The 14,342-nt window shown below is 69.7% G+C and carries 9 protein-coding genes; 2 read left to right on the top strand and 7 right to left on the bottom strand.

Annotated elements, in window-relative coordinates:
- Positions 1–47: 47 nt before the first annotated feature.
- From glmS to RHM57_RS16995, 3 genes are all read right to left on the bottom strand, one after another.
- Positions 48–1,832: a glutamine--fructose-6-phosphate transaminase (isomerizing) gene (gene glmS, locus RHM57_RS17005; RefSeq protein WP_134449196.1), complete on the bottom strand. Its 1,785-nt coding sequence runs from the start codon at positions 1,830–1,832 to the stop codon at positions 48–50.
- Positions 1,832–2,890 (bottom strand): NAD-dependent epimerase/dehydratase family protein, encoded by a 1,059-nt coding sequence (locus tag RHM57_RS17000; protein ID WP_134562096.1) that lies wholly within the window; start codon positions 2,888–2,890, stop codon positions 1,832–1,834. The genes glmS and RHM57_RS17000 overlap by 1 nt, the downstream gene beginning before the upstream one ends.
- 84 nt (positions 2,891–2,974) lie before the next feature.
- Entirely contained in the window at positions 2,975–4,336 is a 1,362-nt protein-coding gene (locus RHM57_RS16995) for a nucleotide sugar dehydrogenase (RefSeq protein WP_134449194.1), read from the bottom strand.
- 310 nt (positions 4,337–4,646) lie between these two features.
- On the opposite strand from RHM57_RS16995, the gene RHM57_RS16990 reads away from it, so the two are divergent.
- Complete coding sequence (locus RHM57_RS16990; RefSeq protein ID WP_134449193.1) at positions 4,647–5,984, top strand: glycosyltransferase family 2 protein; 1,338 nt, start codon at positions 4,647–4,649, stop codon at positions 5,982–5,984.
- 41 nt (positions 5,985–6,025) lie between these two features.
- Here RHM57_RS16990 and RHM57_RS16985 read toward each other — a convergent pair whose 3' ends face one another.
- Positions 6,026–8,719 (bottom strand): helix-turn-helix transcriptional regulator, encoded by a 2,694-nt coding sequence (locus RHM57_RS16985; protein WP_134562097.1) that lies wholly within the window; start codon positions 8,717–8,719, stop codon positions 6,026–6,028.
- Between the two features lie 366 nt (positions 8,720–9,085).
- Positions 9,086–10,102 carry an MDR family oxidoreductase gene (locus RHM57_RS16980; RefSeq protein ID WP_134449191.1) on the bottom strand — a complete coding sequence of 339 codons (1,017 nt, stop codon included), beginning with the start codon at positions 10,100–10,102 and terminating at the stop codon, positions 9,086–9,088.
- A 59-nt stretch (positions 10,103–10,161) separates the two neighbouring features.
- Here RHM57_RS16980 and RHM57_RS16975 point away from each other — a divergent pair, with 59 nt between their 5' ends.
- Positions 10,162–11,598 (top strand): LssY C-terminal domain-containing protein, encoded by a 1,437-nt coding sequence (locus RHM57_RS16975; RefSeq protein WP_322188896.1) that lies wholly within the window; start codon positions 10,162–10,164, stop codon positions 11,596–11,598.
- Here the strand turns inward: RHM57_RS16975 and RHM57_RS16970 are convergent.
- Both RHM57_RS16970 and RHM57_RS16965 read right to left on the bottom strand, forming a co-directional pair.
- Positions 11,567–12,460, bottom strand: a complete 894-nt coding sequence (locus tag RHM57_RS16970) for a rhodanese-related sulfurtransferase (protein ID WP_322188894.1) — start codon at positions 12,458–12,460, stop codon at positions 11,567–11,569. The genes RHM57_RS16975 and RHM57_RS16970 overlap by 32 nt on opposite strands.
- 112 nt (positions 12,461–12,572) lie before the next feature.
- On the bottom strand, positions 12,573–14,273 hold the full coding sequence (locus tag RHM57_RS16965; RefSeq protein WP_322188892.1) for a sodium:proton antiporter: 1,701 nt from the start codon (positions 14,271–14,273) through the stop codon (positions 12,573–12,575).
- Between the last annotated feature and the right edge of the window lie 69 nt (positions 14,274–14,342).

Here is a 14,342-nt window from a genome sequence, read left to right as displayed (position 1 = left end):
CGGACCGTCGGCCGGCTCGCACCGGCCGCCGGCCGCCACCGCCCCGCTCAGTCGACGGTGACCGACTTGGCGAGGTTGCGGGGCTTGTCCGCGTCGAAGCCGAGCTCGACGGCGAGGCCGAGTGCGAGCATCTGCAGCGGAACGACGGCCGCGAGCGGCCCGCACGGTGCTCCGAGCGACAACGGGACTTCGACGCTGCTGCCCGGCCGGCCGATCGTGATGATGCGCCCGCCGCGCGCGCGCACCTCGGCGATATTCCCGGCCAGCCGGGGATCGTCGTCGTCGATCACGACGACAGGGGTGCCCTCCTCGACGAGCGCGAGCGGACCGTGCTTGAGTTCGCCGGCCGGGTAGGCCTCCGCCCAGCGATACGTGATCTCCTTGAGCTTGAGTGCGCCCTCCGCGGCGTATGCGACACCGGCGCCCCGCCCGAGGAACAGGAACCCCTTGGCGCCCCGCACCTCCTCGACGAGGGGAGGAAGCAGCGCCCGCGCGGCGGCTGCGGCCTCCGCGAGTTGTTCCGGAATCAGGTACAGGTCGTTGACGAGCCGGTGGGCCCTGGCCACATCCATCCTGCCGCTCGCGACGAGCGACGAGATCACGAGCCCGGTGCCGACGATGACCTGGCAGACGAACGTCTTCGTCGCGGCGACACCGATTTCCGGCCCGGCCGCGCAACTCACGACGGCGTCGACCTTGCGGCCGAGCGTCGAGTGCACGTTGTTGACGAGGGCAAGCACCGGGGAACCCTCCGGTCCCTCCTCGAGGGCCCGGAGCACGTCCGCGGTCTCGCCAGACTGGCTGATCATCACCGTGAGCGTTCCCGGTTCGACGACGGAGCCCGCCGCTTCGCTCGCGACGACGGAGGAGTGGCCGAGCCCGCCGAGCCGGCTGAGTGCGGAACCGATGACCTCTCCGGCGTTGAGGGAGGTCCCGCACGCGACCACCCGCATCCGGTCGAACCGGGGCAGGCCGAGGTCGTTCCAGAGCTCGCCGGTCGCGATCCGGCCGCCGACCTCGTCGAGCAGGCGGGCTGCGGCCTCCGGCTGCTCCCGGATCTCGGCGGCCATGTGGTCGTCGGCCTCGACGGTCAGCGAGAACTGCGGCCGCGGCGGCCGCGGGATGGCCGGGGGAACGGCGGCCGGGATCCCGGAGTTGGTCCAGACCAGGTCGTTCGTGACCTCGACGACGTCGCCGTCCGCGAGGATGTGGAATTCGTCGACCCAGTCGCCGATCGCAGAGATGTCGCTCGCGAGGAAGATCCCCGCCGCGGAACGGGCAGCGAGCAACGGCGAGCGGTGTGCGGCGGCGACCATGCGCCCTGTCCGTGCGTCGAGGACGACGAGGGCCCACGAGCCGGTCAGCTGGGCGACCGCGGCGCTCACCGCTCCGAGCAGGTCGTCGGAGTCGAGCAGGCGGTCCTCGACGAGGTGGCAGATGACCTCACTGTCGACCTCGGAAGAGAACCGGTGCCCGGCATGCACGAGCTCGGCGCGCAGCCGGTCCGCGTTGTCGAGGATGCCGTTGTGCACGACGCTCAGGCGGCCCTCGCAGTCCTGGTGAGGGTGCGCGTTCTGAACGCTCACGCCGCCGTGGGTGGCCCAGCGGGTGTGGCCGATGCCGGTGCCTGCGAGCAGGGGGCCGCCCCACTCCTCGACAAGCCCGGTGAGGGAGTCGACGCGCGAGATCGTGCGGAACACGGCCGTCGTGCCGTCTTCAGCGGACACGGCGATGCCCGCAGAGTCGTAGCCGCGGTACTCGAGGCGTTTGAGTCCCGCGACGAGATAGCCGGGCGCAGGTTCGATGGCGCGACAGGCGATGATCCCGCACATCAGAGCAGCCCGGGGATCTGGCTGCCGGCGGCGACGAGGCCGGGGGCGTGCGGATGCAGCGGCGAACCCGCGAGGGCCATGGCCTCGTTGGCGTTTCCGCCGCCCGCCGCGGCACCGGCCACGTTCCGGATCACGTCGTCGAGCGGGGTACTCGGTTCGAAGTCGACGAGCTTCCGCGCGAGGCCGTTGTTGGGGACCCGGCGACGCATGTCCTCGTAGCCGGGGGCGTACGCCTGCTCGTAGGGAATCAGGCTGATGTCGCTCGTCGAGCCGAGGACGTCGATCACGCGCTCCGCGAGGCCGAGGATCGAGATCTCCTGGGCGCCGCCCATGTTGACGGCCAGGCCGTACGCGGCCGGAGTCTCTGCGAGCCGGACGAGGGCGGGCACGATGTCGCCGACGTAGGAGAAGCAGCGGGTCTGTCGTCCGTCGCCGAAGACCGTGAGTGGTTCCCCTCGCTGCGCCTGGCCGACGAGGTTGGGAAAGACCATGCCGTAACGCCCGGTCTGCCGCGGCCCGACCGTATTGAACAGGCGCACGATGGCAACCGAGAGTCCGAACTCACTCCAGTAGGCGTGCGCGAACGCCTCATCGATCCCCTTCGCGGCGGCGTACGTCCACCGGGACTTGAGGGCGGAGCCGAGGATGCGGTCGGACTCCTCGTCGAGGCTGTCAGCGGTGTTCTTCCCGTAGACCTCGCTGGTCGACGCGAGCAACAGGGTCGCCCCCGCGGCGACGCACGCGTCGAGGACGTTCTCGGTGCCGTGGATGTTGGTGCGCAGGCTCGTCAGGGGCTCCTCGACGATGAGCTTGACGCCGACGGCCGCGGCGAGGTGGAAGACCCGGTCACGCCCGGAGATGAGGTCGGTGACGAGTGCCCTGTCGAGGATGCTGCCCTGGACGAACCGCAACCGGGGGTTGTCACTGACCCTGGCGAGGTTGCGGAGCGAACCCGTCGAGAGGTTGTCGAGCACGATGACGTCGTCACCCTGCTCCAGCAGGTATTCGGTGAGGTGGCTGCCGATGAAGCCGGCGCCGCCGGTGATCAATGATTTCACGGTGGTTCTCCGATCGAAGGGGTGGGCAGGGCAACGGATGCCGGGGGCCGAGCGGCCCCCGGCATCCGCCCGGGAAAGAAGGGGTCAGAGCTGCACGCGGCGGGGCAGGTCGGTGCGACGGTAGGTCGTGTCGAGCACGAGGACCTCCGGGGACAGCCATTCCCAGTCGACGTTGTCGTGGTCGGTGTGCAGGACCACGAGGTCGGCGCCGAATGCGTCCGGGTCGACCGTCGCGGTGAGCTCCCTGCCGTTCCTGAGCCGGACGGACCCGAAGAACGGGTCGTGGAACCCGACGTCCGCGCCCTGGTCGGCCAGCATGCTGAGGATATCCAGCGCAGGCGACTCACGGAGGTCGGCGACGTTGGGCTTGTAGGAGACTCCGACAACGAGCACGCGTGCGCCGCGGAGAGGCTTGCCCTGGTCGGCGAGGGTTTCGCGCACCCGCTCGAGGACCCGGCGCGGGCGGCCGGCGATCTCGCTCATCGCGTGTTCGATGACCGGCGCGTCGACGTGAGCCTTGCGGAGCTGCCAGAGCAGGTAGTGCGGGTCGCACGGGATGCAGTGCCCGCCGACGCCGGCGCCGGGGAAGAAGGGCATGAAACCGTAGGGCTTGGTCGCTGCGGCGTTGATGACCTCGATGACCGACAGCCCGAGGGCGAGGCACGCCTCGGCGAATTCGTTCGCGAGGGCGATGTTCACCGCCCGGAAGGTGTTCTCGAGGAGCTTGCTCATCTCGGCGACCTCGAGGGAGCTGACACCGTGGATGTTGCGGGCATAGCGGCCGAGGAGGGCGGCTCCTGCGGCCTGGCAGGCCGGGGTCGCGCCGCCGACCACCCGCGGCACGTCCTCGTGGGCGTAGCGGTCGTTGCCGGGGTCGATGCGTTCCGGGCTGAAGGACACGAAGATGTCCTTGCCTGCGGTCAGGCCGCGAACGAGCAGCGGGGTGACGAGGAGGTCCCTGGTGCAGCCGGGGTACGTCGTGGAAGTGAGCATCAGGAGCTGGCCGGGAACGGCGGCGTCGACGACCATCGTGCACGCGCTCGCGAGGATCTCGAGGTCGGGCGTGAGGTGTTCGTCGATCGGCGTGGGGACGCAGATGATGACCGCTGCCGCGTCGCCGAGGAGGTAGGTGTCACCCGTGATCTGGAAGTCGTCGCCCGACATCGCCGTCTCGAGGCGCTCCCGGTCTGACTCGAGGAGGTCGGCTTCACCGCTGCGGATCACGGCGAGCCGACGTTCGCTCACGTCGACGCCGAGTACGCGGAGACCTGCGGCGTGCAGGGACAGCGCCGTCGGCAGCCCGACGTATCCGAGGCCCACGATGGCGACGTCGAAGTCGAACTGGGTGCGGGGGATGACCGGGATGAGCAGGGCGTCCGCGTTCGTGCGCTGGCGGCCCTGGTGCGTGAGCGGCAGGGAAGAGTCGTCGACGATTTCGATTGACATTCCAGGTCCTTTGTTCGGGTAAGTCTGTGTGGTTAGGTGCGGTTCGGTGGTTAGGTGCGGTTCGCGGATGCGCCGCCGTCAGTCGAGGAGTTTCGGGACTCGGCGAGGTGCGGCGTGTGGTGTTCCCGCGGCCAGTCTCTGCAGATGTTGCGATCCGGGCAAGCCATGGCCGGGACTCTGCGGGATCGTGTGGGCATCCCGCACCCGGATGTGGTTAACCGCACCTGTCTACCGTCGCGGGCGCCCCGTCCCGCGTGTACGGTCGGACCACCGGAGCGACCCCGCGTCCGGCCGGTCGACGGAGAATCACATGCTGAGCCTGGTCGTGGTGCTCGTCCTCGTGGTCGGGGTGAACACCGCCCTGTGGGGCACGGTCGGTCTGGGCCGTGTTGTCGCGCAGGCGTTCCGGAAGCGGCCGCGGAGTGCGCGCCACCGGCTCGCACAGCAGGCCGCTGGCGGGGCGGCCTCCGGAGCAGGCGGCCGCGTCACCCCGAAGGACGTCGCCGTGCTGATCGCGGCGCACAATGAAGAACTCGTGATCCGCAACACGATCCGCTCGGCCGCCAGGCTCGTGCCCGTCGGCAATATCTTCATCGCCTCGGACGCGTCTAAAGACACGACGGCGGTGATCGCGGAGGAGAGCGGGGCGAACGTCGTCGAGCTCCTGCCCAACCGCGGCAAGGCCGGTGCGCTCGTCGCCGCGATCACGCACTTCCGGCTTGCCGAACGCTTTGAGATCGTGATGCTGCTCGACGCGGACACGCAGCTCGCGGACGACTACATGGAGACGGGCCTGCCGTACTTCGATGATCCCGGGGTCGTCGCCGTCGCCGGCCGCGCCGCGACGGTGACGGACCCGCCATCGCCGACCCGGCTCGGCCGTTTTCTCGTGGCGTACCGCGAACGCTTCTATGTGGTCGTGCAGTTCCTCCTCAAGTACGGCCAGGCCGCCCGCTTCGCGAACGTGGTGTCGATCGTCCCCGGCTTCGCGAGCATGTATCGCAGCCGGATCCTCGCCGACATCGACATTTCCGCCCCGGGGCTCGCGATCGAGGACTTCAACATGACATTCGAGGTGCATGCCAAGAGGCTCGGCCGCATCGCCTTCCACCCCCTCGCGGCGATCGCGTACACCCAGGACCCCGACACCTTCCGGGACTACACGAAACAGCTGCGCCGGTGGACGCTCGGCTTCTGGCAGACGGTCCGCCGGCACGGTTTCCGGTTCGGGACCTTCTGGGGAGCCCTCGCCCTCTACGTCTTCGAACTCGTGACGAGCAGCATCATGATGCTGATCTTCCTGCCGCTGCTCCTGATGTCGCTTGCGGCCGCGGCCTGGGGCGAGGTCTCGGCAGACCCGGTGTCGATCGCGGTCGCGCAGGCCGTCCCTCCGGCGTCCATCGTCATCGGGGTGCTGGTGCCGGACTACCTGCTCACGATCCTGGTCGTGATCGTGACCGGGCGGGTGCACTACCTGGTGCTCGGGATCGGCTTCCCGCTCGTGCGCATCGTCGACGCGTTCATCTGCCTCCGGACCATCCCGCAGGCGTTCTTCGGCCGGTCGAGCGGCACCTGGAAGAGTCCGGAACGACGGAGCAACACGGCGGCGACGCCCGGGATCGCGGTCGGCGACGCCCTGCCGGGGTAGCGCGACCTGACCGGTCCCTTTCGATCAGACCATCCCGTATATCAGACCATCCCGCTTGCCGCACCGTCTGACAGCACCGTGCCGGTGCCGGAGAGCAGCGCGATCAGGTGCGACCGGGACTTGGCACCGAGCTTGTTGTATGTGCGGGTGAGGCGTACCTCCACGGTGCGCAGGGAGACGAAGAGCTCGGCGGCGATCTCCTTGTTGCGCTTGCCCTGTTGCACGAGTTCGGCGACGAGCCGTTCGTCGGGGGCAAGGGTCGCGAGGAGGGGATTGACGCTCGGGGCGTGGGTGCCGAGACGGACGGCATCCGCTTTTCTGGCCCACGGGATGGCGCCGAGCTGGGTGAAGATCATCCGCGCGGCCAGGTACTGGTCTGCGCCTTCCCTGCCGTGCCCGAGGCTCACGAGCCGGTCGGCGAAGCTCAGGAGGGTGCGGCCCTGCTCGAATTGCGAATCGCCAGGCTGCCAGAGGCCCGCGGCCTGTTCGAAGACGGCGATGGATGCCTCGCCGGGTGTCAGCAGGGCCTCGGCCCGTGCCGTGGCGAGCACCGTCCACCGGGTGTGGAAGGGCCGGGCCCTGGCCCGGAACTCACGGAACTGGATCACGGCCTCCCGCAGCCGGCCGGACAGCACGTATGCCTCGATCAGGTCGACCTGGCTCCGGAGCAGCGAGGGGTTGCGGAATGCTGACCCTATTGCTCCGGCCCGGTGCAGGAATGCGATCGCATCGTCGAACCTGCCCTCCATGAGGGCGAACCGGCCCTGGTCTGCCACGAGCCGGGCGGCGAGAGCCGGATGGTCGCTCGTCGCGAAGCTGCGGTTGCAGAGTTCGATCGCCGCGTCCGCGCGCGCTCGGTCTCCGCGGGCCTGCCAGTACCAGGCCGTCAGCAGCTGGAGCGGGCGGCGATGCACCTGTTCCGTCCCGGATCCTGTGAGCGATTCGATGATGGCCATGGCCTCGAATTGGTTGCCGGCGAGGATCTCGTTCTCTGCGAGGTAGTACCTGGCCGTCTGCAGGACGATCGGGTCCGGCGGGGGCTCGAGGCCGACGACGGTGCGCAGCACGCGCCTGGCGTCGCCGTATCGGTCGATGAACGTGAGGCTGCGGCCGAGGACGGACAGTGCCCTGGCGCTCGTCTCCTCGGTCCAGCCGTGCCGGGACAGCCGCTCGAACATCCGGGTCGAAGGGCCGGGGTCACCCTCGAGAGCAGACAGCAGCAGTGCGGACAGCTCGTGGAGTTCGATGGACTCCGGGGTCGCGCTTTCGAGGAGGTGACGGCCCCTGGCGAGGGCTTCCCGCGCGGCGTCGACCTCCCAGCGCTCGGCGTGACTGAGGGCGCTCATGCCGAGCAGGCGCGCGAGGTCTTCCGCCCTGCCGCTCGCGCCGCGCGGTCCGACCCAGTCGTCGAGGTCGGTCGTGAGCAGCTGGTGGGTCGACATGAATTCGATCCCGCTGCGGAGGGTCGCGAGCTTTGTGACCGTGGCGATCGAGCCGGGCCTGCGCTGGCCGAGCCTGGCATAGCGGGCCGCATAGGAGAGTTCGCCCTGCAGGTACAGCGCCTCCGCGACCTCGAGCAGGGCCTCGGGGCTTCCGGTGGCGTCGAGCGCGAGGGCGAGGGCGCGTTCGGCGAGTTCGACGGACTGCCAGATCAGGCCCCTGCGGCCGAATTCGGCAGCGGAGGCGAGCAGTTCGTCCGAGGAGAGGCTGCCGGCATCCGCCCAGCTGCGGTGCCACGCGGCGAGGCCGGGATCCCCTCCGGGTGCGTCCTCGCTGCGGGCGGCACGGGCATGGAATTCGGCGCGGGTACCGGCGTCGATGGACCAATAGAGGTGGGAACGCAGCGCTGAGTCCGAAATCCGGAGGTACCGGCCGTCGCGGATGACGGTTCCCGCCGACAGGAGTTCTTCCAGGGCGCCGCGGATGGGGTCGCCGCTCTGGCGGATCGGATCCTGGCTGCTGAGGTAGGAGCAGGACAGCATCGCCAGGAGGAGGTGCTGGTCGTCCGGTTCTTGTGAGGTCCGGGTCGAGGGAGCGCGGGAGGCGCGGAACGGCAGGGCGACGGGGGCGGCGTTCCCGAGGTGCCTGCTGGTCAGGAGCCGGGCGTTCCTGGCGATTTCGGACGGACTTCCCGATGAGGAGGATGCCAGCATCCGCCGGAGTGCCTCGTCGGACTGGGGCCCGAGAAGCTCGGTGGCGAGGAGCATCGATTCGGCGAAGGTGAGGCGGTCGAGGGTGATGCGCGGGAGCGAGGCGAGCGGGCCGACGGGGGGCTCCGCGCACACGGTGCCCACGAGGCGCAGCCCCGTGCCGCCGAGGCGCGCCGCGACCATCGCGAAGACGGTCTGGCTCGGGAGGTCCATCAGGTCGAGGTCGTCGATCAGGAGGAGGGTTGTCTCGGGGGTGAAGTCGCGGATCAGGGCGAGGAGTTCCGCCGCGCGGGCGGCGAGCTGGGCATCCGCTTCGCCGGGGATGAGGAGTTCGCTCGAGAGCGCTGCGGCGGCCGGGGTCTGGAACGAGGCGACGAAGGCCGAGAGGCCGGAGAGCGGGAAGCCGGCTTCCGCAGGATTGATCCTGACTCGGAAGATCTCGATCCCGGGGATCGGTTCGACGGAGGCGAGCAGGCGCGATTTGCCGGATCCGGGCTCCCCGACGACCAGCATGGCTGACTCATGAGGGGCGGTTGCGAGTTCGAGGATCGCGCCCAGCGTGTCGCGGTGGATGCTGGACTTCATGCGACGACCCCAGGAATCATTCCGGGCCATTCCGGGGGTCGGTGAAGGAGTTCATTCATGAGACGGCGCTTCGTTTCGGGTAACGAGTGCGTGCGGATCACTCTGTTGGGGGAGTACAGCAGCCGCCTCGGGGATGAGTCGGTGCTCTGCATTACTACCTGTGTGCCGTCCCGGAATGGGTGGTCCGGGACCTGTCACCCCCGGTGAAGGGGGTTCCTGTTATGCAAGGTACGCTCATTTTCTTCCAAGGTATCCCCCACTAGTGGGGGATTACGGCGCGCCGAAAGCCTGGGGGTGCGCGGAGGGGCATCCGCTGTGATAGCGGTACTGGGCGGTTCTGCCACGACTAAATCGTGTTTGACCGCGCTATTCGTGGATCGCGACGACCGTGCGCCCGTGCAGCCGACCCGCGAGGATGTCATCGGCCGCCGGGATCGCTTCCTCGAGCGTGATGCTCGACGTCAGGCCGTCGAGGAGCGCCAGGTCGAGGTCGGATTCGAGCCGCGACCATGCCTGTTCCCGGAGGGCCAATGGAGCCTCGACGGAATTGATGCCGACAAGGCTGACCCCGCGCAGGATGAAGGGCATCACCGTCGTCGGGAGGTCGGCGCCCTGGGCGAGGCCGCACGCGGTGATCACGGCCCCGTAGTTCGCCTGGGCGAGGACATTGGCGAGGGTGGCGCTTCCGACGGAGTCGACGGCCGCGGCCCAGCGCTGGGCCTGGAGCGGTTTTCCGGGCTCGGAGAGGGTGCTCCGGTCCAGGATCGCCTCGGCCCCGAGGCCGCGGAGGTAGTCGCCGAGTTCGTCGACGCGACCGGTCGATGCCGTCACCCGGTAGCCCCTGGCCGAGAGCAGGGCCACCGCGATCGAACCGACTCCGCCTGCGGCGCCGGTGACGAGCACAGGGCCGGAGTCCGGCGTTGTCCCGGCGCGTTCGAGCGCGAGCACGGCGAGCATGGCGGTGAATCCGGCCGTGCCGATCGCGGCGGCCCTGAGGGCGCTGATTCCGGCGGGCAGGCGTACCAGGGACGCGCCGGAGACCCTCGCGCGTTCGGCGAGGCCGCCGTGGTGGGTCTCGCCCAGGCCTGAGCCGTTCAGGATGACCCGGTCTCCTGGCGCCCAGCGCGGGTCCTCGCTCGACTCGACGGTGCCGACGAGGTCGATCCCGGCGATGAGGGGCCAGGAGCGAATGACCCCGGGGCGACCGGCGAGCGCGAGCCCGTCCTTGTAGTTGAGGCTCGAGTAGTCGACGGTGATGGTCACGTCACCCGGCATCAGGAAGGAATCGTCGACGAGCGTGAGCGCCGCGTGCTGCGACGTGGCGCCGTCCTCCGCAACGGTTCGTTCGACGACGATGGCGCGGAACTGAGTCTCAGGAGTCATGCTCCGAGCCTACTTCCCGCCCCTCGCCCGCGTTCGGCCTAGTCGGTAGCATGAGCGCTATGACCGCCGCCGTCGTGCCAGAGAAGGTGCGGGTCGTGCCGCGCCGGCTCTCGGTGAGCGCGGGAATCGACGCCTTCTTCTTCGTCTTCGCGGGGTTCGCCGCGGTCTGGCTCGCCGTTCTGCTCGTGAACGAGAGTTTTCAGCTCGGCTGGGGTGCGCTCTGGTTCGCTGTGCTCTTCTGGGTGCTTCTGGCCTACCTTGTGCTTCCGCGGCTGCACCGGATCCTGACCCAGGTGTACGTTCCCCACTACTTCATCGGCAGGACCCGCACGAGCGACGGCCTCCTCGGCGACCCGGTCAACCTCGCTATCACCGGCACGGCGGAGCAGCTGCAGCAGGCGCTCGCCGCGGCAGGGTGGACGCGGGCGGACGACATCACGCCAGGCACGACCTGGAGGATGGTCTCGGCGACGCTCGCGAGGCGCAGCTATGACGAGGCGCCGGTCAGTCCGCTGTTCCTGTTCGACCGGATGCAGGACTTCGCCTACCAGCAGGAGGTCGCCGAGAATCCGGCCAAGCGGCACCACGTGCGGTTCTGGCGCTGCCCCGACGGCTGGCTGCTCCCCGGTGGGACGAGGGTCGACTGGCTCGCGGCGGGGACCTTCGATCGTGCCGTCGGCTTCTCGCTGTTCACCCTGCAGATCACGCACAAGATCGACGAGAACACCGACATCGAGCGGGACCACATCGTCGACTCGCTTCTGCACGCCGGCTCGGGGGCTCGGGTGCACCTGATCCGGGACTTCTCGAGCGGATACCACGCACGCAACGGCGGCGGCGACACGATCCAGACGGACGGCGACCTGCCCGTCGTCGATGTATCCGGCATCGCGGTCTCCGGCGCTGCGGCTGCACGTGCGGGGTCTGCCGCGCCGGAACCGGCACCGACCGCGGCAGTGGCATCGGCGTCGACGGTGGCATCGACGGCGGCACCGACCGGGAACGCGGTGCCGTCCGAGCCCGGCGCCCACCGGCGGCGGCCGGCATCGATCAGCGTCGGAGCGCTGATGCTCGGCGCGCGGGTCCTGTCCGGTCTCGGTGTCATCGTCCTCGCGGCGCTCGACTGGCCGGAGTTCGTCTCGGCCGTCGCCCTCGACGGCACGCCGGCGGGCACCGTCGACCCCGCGACGGCCGGGGTCGCCCTCGGGATCCTGCTGGCCGGCTACGGGGTCGTCCTCGCCCTCAACATCGGCTTCGCCGCATTCGTGTACTTCGGCCGGAACTGGGCACGGATCGTCGCGATGTCCTTCGCGACGGTGAGCATCGTCACGAGCTTCGTCGACTATGCCGTCAACGGGGCCGCGATCACCCTGCGGACCTCGCTCGTGAGCGTCACCTTCGACATCCTGATCCTGCTCGCCCTCTCGGCCAGGGACGCGAGGGAGTTCGCCCGCGCGCGGCCGGTCAGGAATGCGCGGGGCAGGCGGGCGCCGTAGCGGCGCAGTCGGGGCAGACGACGAGCTGTGCGCGGCAGGACGGCTCGCGGCAGTTCTGCATCCGGTTGGTCGCTGCCGCGCAGCAGGCGCAGCGGCCGAGGACCGCGGTGTCCCCTGCGAAGTCGACGGACATCCGCTGGTCGAAGACATAGAGCGAACCGTCCCAGAGACCGGCATTCCCGTAGGCCTCGCCGTACCCCACGATGCCGCCATCGAGCTGGTAGACCTCGCCGAAGCCGCGGTCCTTCATCAGTGAGCTGAGCACCTCGCAGCGGATGCCGCCGGTGCAGTACGTCACGACCGGCCGGTTCTTGAGGTGGTCGTACCGGCCGCTGTCGAGCTCTGCGGCGAAGTCGCGGGTCGTCGCGACGTCGGGAACGACGGCGCCCCGGAAGCGTCCGATCTCCGCTTCGAAGGAGTTGCGGCCGTCGAAGAAGACCAGGTCGTCGCCGCGCTCGGCGGCGAGTTCGTGCAGCGCGGCGGGGGAGAGCCGGGTGCCGCCGCCCTGCACTCCTGCCGCGGTGACCGTGAGGTCGCCGGGAGCGCCGAAGCTCACGATCTCCTCGCGCACCTTCACCACGAGGCGCGGGAAGTCGAGGCTCAGGCCGGCCTCGTCGAGCCCGGTGCCTTCGCTCCACCGGAAGTCGATGTCGTGGAACGCCGGGTACTCGCGCGTCTTCCGCACGTAGCGTTTCACGGCCGGGAGGTCGCCGCCGATCGTGCCGTTGAGCCCGTCCTTCGAGATCAGGATGCGGCCGCGGAGGCCGAGGGCTTCGCACAGGTCGCGCTGCCAGAGCCGTAGGGCCTCGGGGTCGGCGAGCGGCGTGAAGACGTAGTAGAGCAGGATCTTCGGAATGGCCACCGCGCCATGTTACCCGTCCTGGTTCGGCATAACTCCTGCAGATTCCCGCGGTTGACGGCCGGCGCCCCGGAATCACGCGGCAGGAATTCCACCGCCGGGGAATGTGCAGGAGTCATGCCCAGGGGTTGGAGGACAGCCGGGTTTCCTCGAGGTCGAGCATGCGCTGGGCCCTCTCGATGAGGTGCGAGCCGTATGCCCCGGTCTCACGGGCGTCGAGCAGTGCGGCGCGCTCACGTGCGAGCACGTGCAGCCGCAGCGCACGGTGCTGGTGGTGCGGGGCGCCGGTGGCCGGGGCCGCCGTCTCGTCGAGCGCCTGTGCACGGCGGATGCTGTCCGCACGCACCCGGGACAGCGCCTCCGCGGTGAACGGTTCACCACCGTCCTGCGCGAGCGCAGGGTTGCCGAGGCTCTCGAGACCGGCCGCGCTGATCTGGCCGACGAGGGCTGCGAAGTCACGCTGGTCATCCGCCTCGGCGCTTCCGGTGAGCCCGAGCCTGCGGATCAGCAGAGGCAGGGTGCCGCCCTGCACGAGCAGGGTCACGAGGGCAACGGTGAACGCGATGAAGATCAGCTGCGGCCGGTAGGGGATGCCGGTCGGCAGCGACTGCGCGGCGGCGAGTGCGACGACGCCTCGCATCCCCGACCAGCCGAGCACAGCGCCGTCCCGCCAGCCGAGGCTCTCGACCGTCTGGAAGTCGAGGTCCGCCCGCTTCCTGGTCAGCCTCCTGTGGGCCCTGGCCTGGGCGACGTCCTCGTGGCTGGCCGTGCGCAACCGCCGCAGTGCGGAGTCGACCTCCCGGCCGCCGGCGCGGGCGCTCCGCTCTTGTCGTTTGAGCTGGGCGATAAGGGGGACGACGAAGGCGCCCCGGACGACGACGAGGACGACGGTCGCGAGAAGCCCGATGCCGACGGCCTCGATGACGCTGACATGGTCCTCGTGCACCTCGCTGACCAGGTATTTCAGTTCGAAGCCCATCAGGAGGAAGACGCCGTTCTCGAGCACGAACTGGATCGTCCGCCAGTTCACCCGTTCGCTGATCCGCACCTCCGCCGTGAAGACCAGCGGCCCCCGATGCCCGGTCACGAGCCCGGCGACGACGACGGCGAGCACCCCGGACGCGTGGACGTGGTCGGTCGGGATGAACGCGAGGAACGGCACCGCGAATGAGATCGTCGTGTTGAGTACGACGTTCCCCAGGCGCGACCTCAGCCACACGGTCAGGTGCCCCACGACGAGACCGATCCCGATCGCGACTCCGACCGCGAACGCGAAGTCCCCGGCCACGCCGATCAGGGACACCCCGCCTGCCGTCGCCGCGATCGCACAGCGGAGCAGCACGAGGGCCGAGGCGTCGTTGAGCAGTCCCTCACCCTCCAGCAGGGTCACCACCCGGGGTGGCAGCCCCAGCCGGCGCCCCATCGAGGTCGCGGCGACCGCATCCGTCGGACTCACGACCGCACCGAGCGCGAGGGCGGCGGGAACGCTGAGTCCGGGCAGTAGCCAGTGGAACAGTGCTCCGCTCGCGACGGCGCTCACGATCACGAGCAGCACAGAGAGCCCGGTGATCGCCGTCGCGTTGCGGCGGAAGTCGTGCAGCGGCACGTTGACCGCCGCCGAATAGAGGAGTGGAGGGAGGACGACCGCGAGGATGAGCTCGGGCGGGAAATCGAAGGCCGGTACGCCGGGGACGAGGCTCGCCGCGATCCCGATGAGCACGAGGAGGAGCGGGGCGGCGACTCCGAGCCGCGGCGCGATGACGGCAACCGACACGATGGTCAGGATGCCGAAGACGCCGAGAAGGGGATAGTCCATTGCTGGACCGTAGCGAGCCGGGCTGGACCCGACCGCTGTGCGACCTTGGCGGCGCCTGAGGATCTTCGA

The sequence above is a fragment of the Cryobacterium sp. 10S3 genome (assembly GCF_034344045.1).
Taxonomy (GTDB): Bacteria; Actinomycetota; Actinomycetes; order Actinomycetales; family Microbacteriaceae; genus Cryobacterium; species Cryobacterium glucosi.
This window is presented reverse-complemented; position numbering and strand designations above follow the sequence as displayed.